This is a genomic window from Streptomyces sp. NPDC086549 (assembly GCF_044746205.1).
In the GTDB taxonomy this organism is placed as follows: domain Bacteria; phylum Actinomycetota; class Actinomycetes; order Streptomycetales; family Streptomycetaceae; genus Streptomyces.
Map to the genome: position 1 here is coordinate 196,662 of NZ_JBIVBS010000011.1, position 13,868 is coordinate 210,529.

Here is a 13,868-nt window from a genome sequence, read left to right on the forward strand (position 1 = left end):
TCGCCTCCGCCTCCGAACTCTCCAGCAGGATTTGGGCCCACTGAAGTTCACGAGAGCGCCCGGCTCGCCCGATCGAGGAGGAGAAAATGAGCGACCTCTTGTCAGAAGTCATCGAGGCCCATGGCGGCCTCGGGCGGTGGCAGAATCTCACGACCGTGACGGCCACCATCGTCAGCGACGGCGAACTCTTCAGCACCAAGGGACTGCCCCAGGACCTACAGCCTCGACGAATGACTGTCAGCCTGCACGAGGAACACGCCTCGGTACGACCGTTCGGAGCCCCCGACCAGCGAACGGACTTCGCCCCCGGCCGCATCGCGATCGAACGCTCGGACGGAACCGTCGTGGCCGAACGCCTCGACCCGCGGCAGGCGTTCGCAGGGCACACCTTGGAAACCCCATGGGACCCGCTGGACCGGGCCTACTTCAACGGTTACGCCCTGTGGACGTACCTGACCACGCCGTTCTTCATGACCATGAAGGGCATGGTCGTGGAGGAGAAGGAGGCATGGCACGAGTCACCGACCGAGCCATGGCGCCGCCTTCGGGTCTCCTTCCCGGACGACATCGCGAGCCACTGCCCGGTCCAGGACTTCTACTTCGGAGCCGACCTTCTGCTCAGGCGCCATGACTACCACGTCGACATCGCCGGCGGGTTCGCGACCGCCCAGTACCTGTACGACATCGCGGAGGCGGACGGGATCAAGTTCCCCACCAAGCGTCGCGCGTACTTGCGCGCACCCGACGGGCGTCCCCGCCACGATCACCTCATGGTCAGTATCGACCTCAGCGAGGTGCACTACTTCTGACAGCGACCGTCTGCCGGCGCAAGCCCTCGGGGGCTTACTGCTTGCCGAGGAGCTCGCGCACGTGCCGGACGATTTCGTCGTTGGTGTAGGCGTGACCGCCGATGCCCCAACCCCCGGGGACCGCCTCGGCCAGGGTGACCCAGGTGCGTTCGACCAGCGTGGGGTCCCCGGAGGCCTTGGCCACCAGTTCGGATATCTCCTTGACCAGGCCGAGCTGCTGCTCCCTGTTCAGGGCATCGGCGTTGGTGGTCACGGTGACGCGCACATGGTCGCTGCTGCCCCACCCGCGGTGGAAAAGGAATCCGCATCCAGTTCGTGGACGAATGCGGCCGTGTTGTCGCTGAAGAACGGAATGACGGGAACCTTCTCCCAGCGCATGACCGCTTGAGCGAGCTCCTGCGCCAGCGCCTTGCGGTCCTTGATGACTCCCCGGGCGGTGTACACGTCGATCATGGGCATGGAGAGACCCTCGCTCTGCTGGGTAATGGCCGATATGGCTGCTCGTACGGGCTTTCAGGTGATCATGCCTGCCCTGGTCAGGCACGGACATCACGTGACGCACGTAGTCCCGACCCACCCACACGTAGGGACAGCCCTCAAGGTGTCCGTTACCGGCCGCGTCCGCCGGCAGCCGAGCACGCCCTCGGAGCGAGCATGCCTTCGGAGCGAGCACGCCTTCAGAGATTGATCATGTGTCCCGCGAGGCCGTGCAGGGCGTCCTGCACCGCCTCGCTCAGCGTCGGATGCGCATGGACGTTCCTGATGAGCTCGTTCACCGTCAGGTCCCATTTCTGGGCGAGGGTCAGCTCCGGCAGCAGTTCGGTCACGTCCGGGCCGATCAGATGGGCGCCGAGCAGTTCGCCGTAGCGGGCGTCGCTCACCAGCTTCACGAACCCGACGGTGTCACCGAACCCGTGCGCCTTGGCGTTGGCCGTGAAGGGGAACTTCGCCACGCGGACGTCGAAGCCCTCGCTGCGCGCCTCGCTCTCGGTCCAGCCGAAGCTGGCGATCTGGGGCTGGCAGAACGTGGCGCGCGCGATCATCCGGTAGTCCAGCTCCATGGTCTCCACGTCGGCGATGGTCTCGGCAGCGACGATGCCCATCGCCTCGGCGGCGTGGGCCAGCATCAGCTTCGCCGTGACGTCACCGATGGCGTAGATGTGCGGCTGACTGGTGCGGCAGCGCCCGTCGACGTCGATGGCTCCCCGGTCGGTGAGCCGGACTCCCGTGCTGGACAGACCGTAGCCGCTGGTCCGTGGCTGGAAGCCCGTCGCCTGCAGCACCTTCTCGGCCTCCAGGACCTGCTGCCCGCCTCCCTGTTCGACCACCACGCGGACTCTGTCCTCGGCCTCCTCGAGGGACTGCACGCGCGCGGAGGTCAGCACACGGATGCCCTGACGCTTGAAGCGCTTGGCGAGCTCGGCCGAGACCTCCTCGTCCTCCAGGGGTGCGATGCGGTCGAGGAACTCGACCAGCGTGACCTCCACACCGTAGGACCGGAGCAGGTAGGCGAACTCGACCCCGATGGCGCCGGCGCCGGCGATGATCAGGCTGGCCGGGAGGCTGTCGGCGAGGATCTGCTCCTCGAAGGTGACCACGCGCCTGCCCAGCGTCGTTCCGGGCAGCAGCTTCACGGTCGCACCGGTCGCGATGATGCAGGAGCGGAAGGAAAGTGTCGCCTCGCTGTCGCTCATCCGCACCTGCAGCGTGTGGGGATCGAGGAAGGTGCCCTGGCCCTCGAACTGGGTGATCTTGTTCTTGCGCATCAGATAGCCGACGCCCTTCGAGCGCCCCTCGGCCACCACCCGGCTCCGCTCGTAGGCGGCCCGGTAGTCCAGGGTGACATCACCGCTGATCTTCACCCCGAACTTCTCCGCGTCATGCAGGAACAACTGCGCGACCTCGGCGTTGCGCAGCAGTGCCTTCGCCGGGATGCAGCCGATGTTCAGGCAGACGCCGCCCCAGAACCGGGCTTCCACGATGGCGGTTCGCAGTCCCAGCTGCGCACAGCGGATGGCGGCCACGTATCCGCCGGGACCGGCTCCCAGAACCACGACGTCGAAGTCAGTGTCCGTGCTCATCGCTCCACCTCACGGTTGCTCTCGGATGCACTCGGATGCACTCGGTATCCGCGATCCGGCGCGCGCGTCGTCAAGGGGTTGGATAGAGGAGCTCCAGCGGGCCCGACAATGCGGCGCGCACCCGGCGGGCGGTCTCGTCGACGAGAACCTCCGGCTCGTCGCGGCTGATCGCGTCCATGGTCTTCGCGGCCACTTCCTCAGCCTCCACCTTCGGGGCGTCGACCGCCACAGTGGCGTCCGTGTCAACGTAGCCCACGTGCACACCGACGACCAGAGTGCCCTGTTCCCGCAGCCCCACGCGCAATGCGTTGGTCAGCGACCATTGGGCCGCCTTCGACGCCGCGTAACTCGGGAACCGGTTGTTGGCCCGCCATGAGGCCACCGACAGCATGTTCACCAGGACTCCGCCACCGCCCGCGGCCAGGACGGGCGCGAAGGCCCGCGAGACCGCCCAGGTGCCCAGATAGTTCACCTCCAGCTCCTTCCGGGCACCCTCCAGAGACCCCTCCAGAAGGCCTGGCCCGGCCTGGATACCGGCGTTGTTGATCACGATGGTCGTGTCGGACGCGGCCGCCGCGGCGGCCGCGATCTGTTCGGGGTCGGTGACGTCGAGGCGCAGCGGTTGCGCGCCGGGCTCCTTGAAGTCCTCGGGGCGTCGGACACCCGCATACACCTTGGCGGCCCCCCGGGCCAGCAGAGCGCGAGTGAACGCCAGCCCGATTCCCCGGTTCGCGCCTGTCACGAGCGCGACCGATCCTCTGATCTCCATGCTCCGACACCTCATTCCAGTCATTCCAGGGCTTTCACCCGTGCACGGCCTGGACGGACAGGGCGGCGGGACGTTGCGGCAGGGGCGCCCCGAGCCGCGTCCATGATTTCGCGCGCACCGCGCCACCGCATCACGTGCGGCTCGTGGTGTGGGTGGTGGGCTACTACGTGACGCCGTCAGGGCCGGAGGCGTACGGTCATCTCCACCGTCACGTCGTCCCCTGCCGAGAGGCGGTGCGGCCTGCGCACAGCGACCTTGAGCGGCAGCAGGTAGCCGCCGTCCTTGGGGAAGAGCGACGTCTCGAAGGCGACCTCGCCGATCCGGGCCTCGACCGGAATCACGCCCCAGCCGTACGTGGCCATCGCGGCCACCTCGCGGATGTCGGCGGACTCCTCGTCCGGCACAGGAACGAAGTAGTACGGCGACGGCCCACGCCATTCGAGCACCCGGCCGGAAAAGACGAACTCCACGAGATCATTCTCCTCTACGCGATGATCAGCACGATCCGGCCCCGGAGCGGGAGGCCGGAGCACGGTGAAGATCCAGTTTCCCGCGCGTGCGATGGCCGACGCGTCTAGGTTATGGAGTGACGTCCGCCCAACTCGTGGAGTTTCCATGCCAATTGAACGCCCGCGCATCAACAGCAGCGTGCCGCACTCCGCCCGGATCTGGAACTACTGGCTCGGCGGGAAGGACTGCTACGAAATCGACCGGCAGGTCGGCGACCAGATCGCGAGCGGCAACCCGGCGATCCTCGACATCGCCCTGGCGCAGCGGGCGTTTCTTGTCCGGGTGGTGGAGTACCTCGTCGGTGAGGCCGGCATCCGCCAGTTCCTGGACGTGGGCACCGGCTTGCCCACCGCGAACAACACGCACGAGGTTGCCCAGCGACTCGTTCCCGAGACCCGGATCGTCTACGTCGATCACGACCCGGTGGTCCTGGCCCACGCCGAGGCGCTGCTCACCAGCACTCCCGAGGGAGCCACGGACTACATCGACGCCGACCTGCGCCGACCCGAGGCCATCCTGGAACAGGCCGCCAAGACACTGGACTTCACCCAGCCGACCGCGCTGATACTTCTGGGGATCACCGCCCACATCACCGACGACTCCGTCTACGACATCGTCGGCCGCCTGATGGACGCTCTGCCCTCCGGCAGCTACCTCGTGCTCTGCGACGACACCGAGGTGCTCAATCCGCAGCAGATGCGCGAGATGATCGAGCAGTGGAACGAGGCGAGCGACAACCCCCGTATCAACCGCAGCCCGGAGGAACTCGCCCGGTTCTTCGACGGCCTGGAGTTGCTGGAGCCCGGCCTCGTCTCGGTCTCTCGCTGGCGCCCCGACGGTTCCGGCGAGCAGGCGCCTGCCGAGGTCGACGACTTCGGAGGTGTGGCGCGCAAGCAGTAGCGTGAGCAGCCCTCAGCGGCGCGCGCTGGGGGCCCGCAGCGGCCTTGGCCGGCAAGTTGGTCTTTCGTCGTTGGTGAGGCACCAGATCGCCGGTCCGCCGACGATTCGCCGGACAGCCCTCAGCATGCCTGCGGTCGGTGGACCTCGCCCGTGCCCAGTGTGATCACGGCCCGGGGCCGCATGGGCTCCCCGCCGCGCCGGGAGAGAAGGACCACCTCCTCGACAACCGCCGACAGCGCGCCGAGCCGGACGGCACACTCGGTGGCCAGGCGTTTCGGGTCCTGGGTACGGCCGAGGGACAGATGCGGGGTGAAGCGGCCGCCGCGCCCGTGGCAGAGCGGGAACCGCAGCTCCAGCGCCCGGTGGAGGCGGGCCCACGGCGCCGGGTCGGCCGCGGCCGGATCGAGCCACACCGTCGCGTAGTGCCGGTGACGGAAGTACCACACCCCGGCCAGACGCGCCGTGAAGGCCGTACTCTCGGCCGCGCCGGCGGACAGCAGCGGCACGGCCCGCGCGAACTCCTCCTCCGGCACGAAGCCGAACAGCAGATTCACATGCGGCGGCCACCGCCGTACCTGCGGATCGTGCTCCCAGCGGATGTCCTGGATCACCGGCCAGAGCTCCCGCGGCGGCAGCCACGCCACGGCCGTCCGGGTCGTCGGCGCCACCTCGAGCGCGTCCACCGGCTCGCCCCCGCCGAAAGCCGGATTCCCGTTCACCTGGCCATGGTCCCAAAGCGGGCGCGGAAACCTTCCGAAGGCAGGCCGGCCCTCACAGACGTGTCGCGGTCCGGACGAGGTCCGCGACGGCTCTGGACCGGCTGTGGGGTGGCCACGCGATCACCGTCGTGACCGCCGGCGCGTCCAGCACCGGCACGGCGGCGACGTTGCCGCGCAGATGGGCTCGGGACGACTCCGGCGCGATCACGCAGGCCCGGCCGAGCGCGATCAGTTGGTGCAACTGCGTATGGTCCCGAACCCGCGGACCGGGGCCGTCCGGGTACGTACCGTCGGGCCTGGGCCAGCGCGGCATCGGCAGGCCGGGCAGCTCGGCGACTTCGGCCATCCGCACGTGCGTCCGGCCGGTAAGGGGATGCCCGGCCGGCAGGACCACGACCTGTCCCTCCGTGTGCAGCTCTTCGGTGTCGAACCCGGCCGTCGAGTCGAACGGCCTGTGCAACAGAGCCACGTCGGCCCGGCCGTCGCGCAGCAGCCGTTCCTGCTCGGCAGGCCCGCACAGGAACACATCGACGGTGACCGCATCGGGTTCCGCGGCGTAGGCGTCGAGCAGTTTCGCCAGCAGTTCACTGGACGCGCCGGCCTTCGCGGCGAGGACCATGCCGGCGTGGCCGGTCGCGGCGAGGGCAGCGCGACGGGTGCGACGCTCGGCGGCCTCTACCGCATCCAGCGCCGCCCGGGCCTCCCGCAGGAGCACCGACCCGGCCTCGGTCAGGGTGACCGCTCGGCTGGTGCGTTCCAGCAGCGCCGCCCCGAGGCGCCGTTCCAGCTGACTGATCGCCCGCGACAGCGGGGGCTGCGCGATCCCGAGCCGCTGCGCGGCCCTCCCGAAATGCAGTTCCTCAGCGACGGCGACGAAGTACCGCAGCTCACGCGTCTCCACGCCGCCATACTAACCGGCCCCACCGCGATCGATACCCGCACGGTATCGCCGGCCACCCGATCGGTGTTGGCCTGCTCCCGCTGGACCCGGACAGGATTGGCCGTATGAGTGAACAGAAGATCGCGCTGGTGACCGGCGCGAACAAGGGCATCGGATACGAGATCGTGGCGGGTCTGGGCGCCCTCGGCTGGCGGGTCGGTGTCGGCGCCCGGAACGAGGAGCTTCGCGAGGCCGCCGTGGCGAAGCTGCGGGCCGCCGACGTCGACGCGTTCGGCGTCGCCCTCGACGTGACCGACGACGCGAGCGTGACCGCCGCTGCCAGGCTGATCGAGGACCGCGCCGGACGCCTCGACGTGCTCGTCAACAACGCCGGGATCACCGGCAGCGCGCCCCAGATGCCCACGACGGTCGACCCCGCGACGGTAAGGGCGGCCGTGGAGACCAACGTGATCGGCGTCATCCGCGTCACCAACGCGATGCTGCCGTTGCTGCGCCGCTCGGCGTCGCCGCGGATCGTGAACATGTCCAGCACGGTCGGCTCGCTCACCCTGCAGACCACTCCCAACGCCGAAACGGGCCCGATCGCCGCCGCCTACTCGCCGTCGAAGTCATTCCTCAACGCCGTCACGATCCAGTACTCCAAGGAGCTGCGCGATACGAACATCCTGATCAACGCCGCCTGCCCCGGCTACTGTGCGACCGACCTCAACGCTTTTCGCGGCGTCCGCACCCCGCAACAGGGCGCGGCGATCGCAGTCCGACTCGCGACCCTGCCCGACGACGGCCCGACCGGCCAGTTCTTCGACGACGCGGGGGAGGTGCCTTGGTGACATCCCCGGCAGCCATGACGCGCCACGTGAAGGGGGTTCGCCCGTAACCGAACTCGACGTGCAGGCGCCCCGCTTGGTCGCCGACGAGATGGGTGTTGCTCTTCAGCGGGGTCAACTCGGCCCGTGACGCCGGACGGCTCCGCTGTCCGCCTTCTTCGTGGTCTCCACGGTGCCGGTCGGCTCCGAGTACGGGGGCTTCGCCGTCTGCCGCACCGCGCGCAGCGCGAGGGAGAGTTCGGTGATGCCGAGGGGGTCGGCCAGGGAGCGGCCGGTACGTTCGGTGATGCGGCGCAGGCGCATGCGCACGGTGTTGGGGTGGACGTACAGACGCTTGGCGGCCTCCTCGGCGGATCCGCCGCAGCTGAACCAGGCGTCGAGCGTGTCCAGCAGCACTTCGCGTTCGCCGGCCGGCAGGGCCTCGATCGGACCGAGGACGTTGGTGGCGACGCGGGCCATGACGTCGGGTGCGCCGGCTGCCGCGACCGCGACCGGGGAGTCGTCGAAGACGGTCACGGACGCGCTCTCCGCGTCACCGGCGCGCATGGCGACCTTCGCGAAGCGCAGGGCGTCCCCCGTGCTGCGCAGGTCGTCGTAGGAGGGGCTGACCCCCACGCGCTGCTCCGCGTGGTGCCGCAACACCTCGACGGGATCGTCCAGGTCGCGCCGGGTACGCAGATGCACGATGCCCAGCTGGAGATCGGGGCGCAGCCGCCAGGAGGACCGGATGCCGCGCCGGCTCAGGAGGGCCGCGACCTCGGGCAGGGCCTGCCGGCCGATCTGCGGTACCTCCGCGGCGACCACGGTGAACGGACCGTTGCGGGGCACGCCCAGGGCCTCCGCCGCGGACCACACAGCGTCGGCGTCCATGCTCCTTCCCTCCAGCAGCGCCTCGACCACGGCCGAACGCTCACGCTCGCTGGTGAGGAGCCGCTGGGACACCGCGTCGTGGTACCCGGAGACCATGGCCTCGGTGATGGTGTCCTGGAGCTCCCACATCGACGAGGCCGCGGCGACCAGCATGTCGCCCGTCCGCGCCGACTCGCCGGTGGGCCCGCCTGATGGCTTCGTCGACCGCTGATCGCCACCATGAGACGGTGGCGGTGATTCCGGGCTGGGTCTGGCGAAGGAATACAGTCGGCAGAGCGCTGAGCATCGGACTTCCCACCGGCCTCTTCGCCGGCGCATTCGCGCTCGTCGAGTCGCGCGCCTGGCCGAGCGCCGTCGTGGTGTTCCTGGCGTTGAGCGCCGTCTACGGGCCCGTGATGGCCCGTCGGATGGGCAGAGCCTGGCCCGGGGCGGAGGAACTGCATGCCGCCGACCGGGCTGCGGTCGTCCGCGCCACCCGGCGCGGTGAGGACATCGGCGACGCCCGCCTGGCGCCCGCGGTCCTCGCGTACGCGGACGCTCTGCGCGCAGCCCGCGAACGCGGTGGGTGGGTACGGTGGGTGGTACTCCTCGCCGCCGTCGTCGCGGTGGTCCTCGCCCTCCACGACACTCTCAACGGGTCGACCGGCGAGGCCGTGTCCTCCTGGACAGTGGTCGCCCTGTTCGTCGCCGATCTGACGTGGCGGCCCCGCAGGGAAGCCCACCTCATCGCCCGCGCCGAACAAGCAGAGCAATCAGCCCGGCGTCTCCTGCCGCGCGAACGGCCCGTCGACTGAACTCCTGTCCCGGCAAGGAACTCTTCGCGCCGGCCGAGCGGCCGGCCACCACCAAGTGGCCGGCAGTCGAAGTTCCGGCTAGTTCTTGCTGTTGTCGACGATGACCGGCGTGCCGCCCGAGTCCGTACCGCACGGCACCGCGTACACCGGGTGCGCCTTGGCCGCCTCCCGGTAGGCATCCAGGCACTGGTTGTACAGCACCTTGTCGCTCAGCGACCGTTCGATGATCTTGTTGGCGCGGGCGATGCCCTCCGCCTCTATCCGCTTGCGCTCCGCCTCCGCCTTGGCCGTACGCGACGCCTCGACGGCCCGTTCGGTGGCCTGCTCCTGCTGGATCTTCTTGTCGATCTGTTCCTGCAGCTTGTCCGACGGCTTCACATTGCGCAGGTTGACGGCCGTGACGTCGATCCCGCGCGGCGCCAGGCGCTCCTTGACGAGGCTTTCGATCTCCGAGCCGATCTGCTCACGGGCAGACGCGTAGCCCTCCTCGCTGGTGTGCTTCGCAAAGACATTGCGGATGATCTCGCGACTGTCCGGCACGACCAGCCGTGCCTCGATCGCGTCTTCACTGCCCGCCAGCCGATACAGCTCGACCGCCTTCGTCGGCACCACGGCCCACTTGATGGTGACGTCCGCGTAGAGCACACCGCCTTGCGAGGAGCGGACCTCGACCACGTCCTTGTCGTAGAGGTCGAGGTCCACCGGGCGGGTGGAATAGGACGTGACATCGGTGAACGGCGACTTGAAGTGGATGCCGGAGGTCAGTGGTGTGCCGACCTTGCCGAAGGTCACCGGCACGCCGACTTCATAGGCGCTCACCACATAGACGCAGGCGAAGACGCCGGCCAGCACGCCCCCCACGGCGCTCAGCACCGCCCCGAGCTTCCAGCTCCCGGCGGAACGTGCGCGGCCGACAAGAAAGAGCACGACCGCCGCTATGAGCAGCAGGATGGACAACACGAACACAGGTATCCCCCTCCGGAAACGGATCCGCGCCGCCACGGGCGCGACCGCAGCGCATCGTAACGAGCCCGGACCCCCGCGGCCTACACGATCCCTGTGACCGGATGTGCGGGATCGTCAAGACCGCACGCGGCCCCACGGGCGGCGGACGACCTGGAGATCGCCCGCCGCCCGTGAGGCCGTGACTGTCACTTCTGGCCGACGGCTTCCTTCCGGACGAAGCCGGCGAACCGGTCGGCGAACTCCGCGCTGACGTAGAGGTGGCCGCTGTTCTTCACGAACAGGTCGAGGTGTTCGGCCAGCCAGTCCTGGAACAGCTTGCCATCGCGGTGGGCCTCGAAGGCCTTCATGTCCTTCCAGGCGCCCATAAAGATCAGCTCGTTCGGGGTGGGCGGAGGCAGCGAGCCCGGCACCACTGAAGTGTGCAGGCAGTACATGTAGGTGTCGGGCTCGTGCTGCTCCACCTGGCGCACCAGGTCCTTCAGTGCCGCGACGGCCTTGTCCCGCGCGCCGTCGACGTGCCACCACTTCGTGACGATGGAGATCACCGGTTCTCCTTCCGCAGTTCCGTGACGATCTGGCGCAGCTTGTCGCGGTCGCCCTCCTCCACGTAGGAGAACCTGGGACAGAGCGTGTGCGCCGGGCTTGCCGGGTTGGGGGTCCGCATGAGGGCGACGGCCATCTTCTTCAGCGCGTGCATACCGTGGACGGCGAGCGGGAGGGCGGGCTTCTGCTCCACCACCTCCTTCTCGTTGTGGAATGTGTACGAGACCGGCTTCCGTCCGTCCGAGAAGGCGAGGTAGAGGTCGTCGACGAGCTCGGTGTACGCCAGGTCGAACTCGATCAGCGCGGCGCTCTCGGAGCCCCCCTCGGTGTCGCCGTTGCGCGGAACATGGAGTGCCGGGTGGACGGCGCTGTAGTCGACCAGCACCATGGCGCCCTGAGGCTCCTCGCCGGCCTTCTGGGTGCTGCGGAAGCGGCGTCCGGTCTGGAGCTCGCGGAAGCGGGCGTAGTGGGAGTACATCTGCCAGCCGTTGCGGAGCCTGTCGTTGTCCGTGACCGTCTTGGCCTGTTTCCCGAGCTTGTCCGGGTCCAGGCCCTCGCCCTCGTCGATGATGGTCTGGATCGCCTTGACCGCGGACTCCCGGTCCTTCACCTCGACCACATGGCCGGCGCCCCCGTAGTACTGGGTGTCCGGCACCTGGTTGTGGTGCTTGAAGTCACCGTTCTTGCAGATCTTGGTGTCGTGCAGCGCATCGAGGATCACGCCGTAGAACTCGCCGATGGTGCGGTAGAGGCAGGTGCCCAGAGGGATCTCGGTCACCTTGGCCGCACCGTGCAGCGGGTGCTCGATGGTGACGTAGCTCTGCACGGCGTGTGGCGAGAGCGGGAGTAGTTGGAGTGTCCCGATGCCGGAGACGAGGGGGTTCGTCAGCGGGTAGGAGGGGATCGGGTGCAGGTGTTTGCCCTTGAACCCGACGGGCTCGACGCTCGGCACCTCCCCGAGCGCGTTGAGGACGTTGGCCGCGAGCGTCATGTGGAGCATTTCCTCCATGACCACGCTGCGGATCGTCTGTGCCGTCTCGGTGTTGTGCCCTTCCTTGATGGAGTAGAGGCCGGTGAGGTAGACGGGGATGGTGCTGAGCTCCAAGCCGATGGCCAGCTGGAGGGCGGCCTTCAGTTCCTTGAGGTCCTTGAGCGGGGTCGGGTTGCTCACTTGTTCCCCCCGTTCTTCGGCTTCAGGTTCGCGGCGATGTGGTCCCCCGTGCGGAGGGCCAGGGCGGTCATGGTGAGCGTGGGGTTGGAGGTGCCGAGCGTGGGCATGCTGCCGCAGCCGACGATGTAGAGGTTCTCCAGGTCATGGCTCTTCTGGTAGCTGTCGACGACCGATTGCGCCGGGTCCTCGCCCATCCGGTGGGTGCCCACGACGTGTCCGGCACCCCGCACCCAGTAGGTCTTGCCCTTGTACTTGACTTCGGCCGGGTCGCCTGCCGCGTAGCGGGTGTAGTCGCCGGTCAGGTACGTGGGGCGGGTGCGCTTCATCGTCATGCCGAGCCGCTCGAACAGCTGCCTGCTCGCCTCCGCCGCCCAGGGCAGGGACGCCTTCACGTACTCCGAGAGGTCGTAGTGGATGACCGGGCGGGGCTTGCCCAGCTGGTCCACGTACTGCTTGTCGATCGTGACGCGGTTGCTTTCCTCGGGGTCCTGTTCCAGCTCCCAGGCGATCCGGAACTGGCGGGGCAGGATGTCGCCGAGCTTCTTGCGCAGCTCCCTGCCGTAGAGCTTCGCCTTGCCGTCCGTGCCGACGAGGTCGTGGACGGTGTCGTACGGGGCGTTCTCCGGGAAGTTCCAGCCCCAGTTGCCGATCTCCACGCGGAAGGCGGTTCGGTCGTGGCGGAACTTGCCGTCCCGGAAGGCGGGGATGCCGGAGGTGGACCCTGGTCCCCGGTAGGCGCCGACGTTGTCCGGGAGCAGGCCCCAGGTGAGCAGCAGCGGATGGTCCATCAGGTTCTTGCCGACCTGCCCGCTGTTGTTGGCGGCGCCGTTGGAGCCGAGCAGCAGGGTGGCGTTCTCGATGGCGTTCGCGGCCAGGACGTAGACACCGGCGGTCACCGTCTTCTCGGGTCCCGCGCCGCCGTCCGCGGAATACGACTTGTAGGTGAGGCTGGTGACCTTGCCCGTCTTCTTCGGCTGCTGGGTGTGGTTGACGCGCATGACGACGGACTGGCTGCGGATGGCGACCCTGGCCCGGGGCTTCTCCTTCTCCTCCAGCGGCCGGTCGGGGTACTTGATGATCAACTCGTACAGCGTCTTCAGCGCGTTGTACTTGGCCTGGGCCGGACAGATCGGAATGCAGCTGGAGTTGCCCTCGCAGCGGGTGCCCTGCTCGGCGTTGCCGACGGCGCCGAGGGGCAGGTAGTCCGGCTTGGCCGGAGTCGAGTTGCGCGCCACGGGGGTGTTGCTGATCTTGACCTTGAACGAGTGGGTTGTTTTGTCGTCGTCGGTCAGCTTGATGTCCAGGCCGTCGGCCAGCTTGGCCATGTACTGGTCGAGGAAGCTGGAGGGAATCTCCTCCATCGGGAAGAAGTACTTCCCGTCCGGGAACCGCTTCTTGTCGGCGGAGGCGAAGAATCCCGCGGGATCGTTGACGTACCCCGGGTAGTACTGGTGCTCCACGTCGGCCGCGACGCCGATGATGTCCCACTCGGCGCGCTCGTAGTACGGCTTGAGGTCGTCGTAGCCGATCGGCCAGTTGACGGCCCGCTTGTAGTTGTCCGCCATCTTGAAGTCGTTGGGGAGCATCCGCAGACAGGTGCCCAGCCAGTGCAGGGTGGTGCCGCCCAGCGAGCGGGCGTAGTCGCTGCCGAAGGGCATCGGGCCCTTCTGGACGAAGTACCCCTGGTCGCTGGTCACCGGCTGCCCGTCGGCGTCCTTGAGCGGCCTGATGTCCAGCACGTCCGGCTGGCCCGCCGAACTGGTCGCCGGATACGGGGAGTTGGGAACTTTGGCGAGCGCCTCCTGATAGGACTCGACGTAGGTGTCGTACTTGTCGGCGCTCATGGCCGTGGCCCGGCCGGCCTCCAGGATCAGGATGCTGGGGTACTGCTTGTTCGCCGCGGCCTGCTCGATGACCGTCTTGGTGACCGTGGCCGCGGAGATGCCGCCGCCCACGAGGACGATGTCGAAGTGCTCGGGTTGCTCGGTACTGCCGTTGCTCATGACGC

Annotated in this window: 16 protein-coding genes; 4 read left to right on the forward strand and 12 right to left on the reverse strand. The window is 68.4% G+C overall.

The features are described from left to right. Window positions 1-86: 86 nt before the first annotated feature. Window positions 87-809, forward strand: a complete 723-nt coding sequence (locus ACIPSA_RS30865; RefSeq protein ID WP_402640194.1) for a hypothetical protein — start codon at window positions 87-89, stop codon at window positions 807-809. A 34-nt stretch (window positions 810-843) separates the two neighbouring features. Here the strand turns inward: ACIPSA_RS30865 and ACIPSA_RS30870 are convergent, their stop codons facing one another. The 5 genes from ACIPSA_RS30870 to ACIPSA_RS30890 form a co-directional block, all read right to left on the reverse strand. Then, window positions 844-1,062, reverse strand: coding sequence for a 4-oxalocrotonate tautomerase family protein (locus ACIPSA_RS30870; RefSeq protein WP_402640195.1), 219 nt, complete (start codon window positions 1,060-1,062; stop codon window positions 844-846). Beyond that, complete coding sequence (locus ACIPSA_RS30875) at window positions 1,059-1,268, reverse strand: hypothetical protein (RefSeq protein WP_402640197.1); 210 nt, start codon at window positions 1,266-1,268, stop codon at window positions 1,059-1,061. The genes ACIPSA_RS30870 and ACIPSA_RS30875 overlap by 4 nt, the downstream gene beginning before the upstream one ends. 218 nt (window positions 1,269-1,486) lie before the next feature. Then, a complete protein-coding gene (gene lpdA / locus ACIPSA_RS30880; protein WP_402640198.1) occupies window positions 1,487-2,890 on the reverse strand; it encodes a dihydrolipoyl dehydrogenase in 1,404 nt (467 codons plus the stop codon). 70 nt (window positions 2,891-2,960) lie between these two features. Then, a complete protein-coding gene (locus tag ACIPSA_RS30885) occupies window positions 2,961-3,659 on the reverse strand; it encodes an SDR family oxidoreductase (protein ID WP_402640200.1) in 699 nt (232 codons plus the stop codon). Between the two features lie 176 nt (window positions 3,660-3,835). Further along, window positions 3,836-4,129, reverse strand: a complete 294-nt coding sequence (locus ACIPSA_RS30890; protein WP_402640202.1) for a DUF1905 domain-containing protein — start codon at window positions 4,127-4,129, stop codon at window positions 3,836-3,838. Between the two features lie 145 nt (window positions 4,130-4,274). Between ACIPSA_RS30890 and ACIPSA_RS30895 the strand changes: the two genes are divergently transcribed. Further along, window positions 4,275-5,069, forward strand: a complete 795-nt coding sequence (locus ACIPSA_RS30895; RefSeq protein WP_402640204.1) for an SAM-dependent methyltransferase — start codon at window positions 4,275-4,277, stop codon at window positions 5,067-5,069. 119 nt (window positions 5,070-5,188) lie between these two features. On the opposite strand, the gene ACIPSA_RS30900 is transcribed toward ACIPSA_RS30895, so the two are convergent. Beyond that, window positions 5,189-5,788 carry a 2'-5' RNA ligase family protein gene (locus tag ACIPSA_RS30900; protein WP_402640206.1) on the reverse strand — a complete coding sequence of 200 codons (600 nt, stop codon included), beginning with the start codon at window positions 5,786-5,788 and terminating at the stop codon, window positions 5,189-5,191. Between the two features lie 52 nt (window positions 5,789-5,840). Next, window positions 5,841-6,689, reverse strand: coding sequence for a LysR family transcriptional regulator (locus tag ACIPSA_RS30905; protein WP_402640208.1), 849 nt, complete (start codon window positions 6,687-6,689; stop codon window positions 5,841-5,843). 104 nt (window positions 6,690-6,793) lie between these two features. Here ACIPSA_RS30905 and ACIPSA_RS30910 point away from each other — a divergent pair, with 104 nt between their 5' ends. After that, on the forward strand, window positions 6,794-7,519 hold the full coding sequence (locus ACIPSA_RS30910; protein ID WP_402640209.1) for an SDR family oxidoreductase: 726 nt from the start codon (window positions 6,794-6,796) through the stop codon (window positions 7,517-7,519). 111 nt (window positions 7,520-7,630) lie between these two features. Here ACIPSA_RS30910 and ACIPSA_RS30915 read toward each other — a convergent pair whose 3' ends face one another. Further along, window positions 7,631-8,539: a PucR family transcriptional regulator gene (locus ACIPSA_RS30915; RefSeq protein WP_402640211.1), complete on the reverse strand. Its 909-nt coding sequence runs from the start codon at window positions 8,537-8,539 to the stop codon at window positions 7,631-7,633. A gap of 74 nt (window positions 8,540-8,613) precedes the next feature. On the opposite strand from ACIPSA_RS30915, the gene ACIPSA_RS30920 reads away from it, so the two are divergent. Continuing rightward, entirely contained in the window at window positions 8,614-9,180 is a 567-nt protein-coding gene (locus tag ACIPSA_RS30920; protein ID WP_402640213.1) for a hypothetical protein, read from the forward strand. Window positions 9,181-9,258: 78 nt separating this feature from the next. Here ACIPSA_RS30920 and ACIPSA_RS30925 read toward each other — a convergent pair whose 3' ends face one another. The 4 genes from ACIPSA_RS30925 to ACIPSA_RS30940 all read right to left on the reverse strand — a co-directional run bounded on the left by ACIPSA_RS30925 (window position 9,259) and on the right by ACIPSA_RS30940 (window position 13,863). Then, a complete protein-coding gene (locus ACIPSA_RS30925; protein WP_402640215.1) occupies window positions 9,259-10,146 on the reverse strand; it encodes a prohibitin family protein in 888 nt (295 codons plus the stop codon). Between the two features lie 185 nt (window positions 10,147-10,331). Next, window positions 10,332-10,691: a putative quinol monooxygenase gene (locus tag ACIPSA_RS30930; RefSeq protein WP_402640216.1), complete on the reverse strand. Its 360-nt coding sequence runs from the start codon at window positions 10,689-10,691 to the stop codon at window positions 10,332-10,334. Beyond that, a complete protein-coding gene (locus ACIPSA_RS30935; RefSeq protein WP_402640218.1) occupies window positions 10,688-11,860 on the reverse strand; it encodes a ferritin-like protein in 1,173 nt (390 codons plus the stop codon). Before ACIPSA_RS30935 ends, ACIPSA_RS30930 begins: the two co-directional genes overlap by 4 nt. Then, window positions 11,857-13,863 carry a GMC oxidoreductase gene (locus tag ACIPSA_RS30940; RefSeq protein WP_402640220.1) on the reverse strand — a complete coding sequence of 669 codons (2,007 nt, stop codon included), beginning with the start codon at window positions 13,861-13,863 and terminating at the stop codon, window positions 11,857-11,859. The genes ACIPSA_RS30935 and ACIPSA_RS30940 overlap by 4 nt, the downstream gene beginning before the upstream one ends. Window positions 13,864-13,868: the final 5 nt, after the last annotated feature.

Excerpts from the sequence above, each read along its gene's own strand:
- ACIPSA_RS30915 (WP_402640211.1), bottom strand. The coding sequence starts at position 8,539 with ATGCTGGTCGCCGCGGCCTCGTCGATGTGGGAGCTCCAGGACACCATC.
- ACIPSA_RS30910 (WP_402640209.1), top strand. The coding sequence starts at position 6,794 with ATGAGTGAACAGAAGATCGCGCTGGTGACCGGCGCGAACAAGGGCATC.
- lpdA (WP_402640198.1), bottom strand. The coding sequence starts at position 2,890 with ATGAGCACGGACACTGACTTCGACGTCGTGGTTCTGGGAGCCGGTCCC.
- ACIPSA_RS30885 (WP_402640200.1), bottom strand. The coding sequence starts at position 3,659 with ATGGAGATCAGAGGATCGGTCGCGCTCGTGACAGGCGCGAACCGGGGA.
- ACIPSA_RS30895 (WP_402640204.1), top strand. The coding sequence starts at position 4,275 with ATGCCAATTGAACGCCCGCGCATCAACAGCAGCGTGCCGCACTCCGCC.
- ACIPSA_RS30875 (WP_402640197.1), bottom strand. The coding sequence starts at position 1,268 with ATGCCCATGATCGACGTGTACACCGCCCGGGGAGTCATCAAGGACCGC.
- ACIPSA_RS30940 (WP_402640220.1), bottom strand. The coding sequence starts at position 13,863 with ATGAGCAACGGCAGTACCGAGCAACCCGAGCACTTCGACATCGTCCTC.
- ACIPSA_RS30865 (WP_402640194.1), top strand. The coding sequence starts at position 87 with ATGAGCGACCTCTTGTCAGAAGTCATCGAGGCCCATGGCGGCCTCGGG.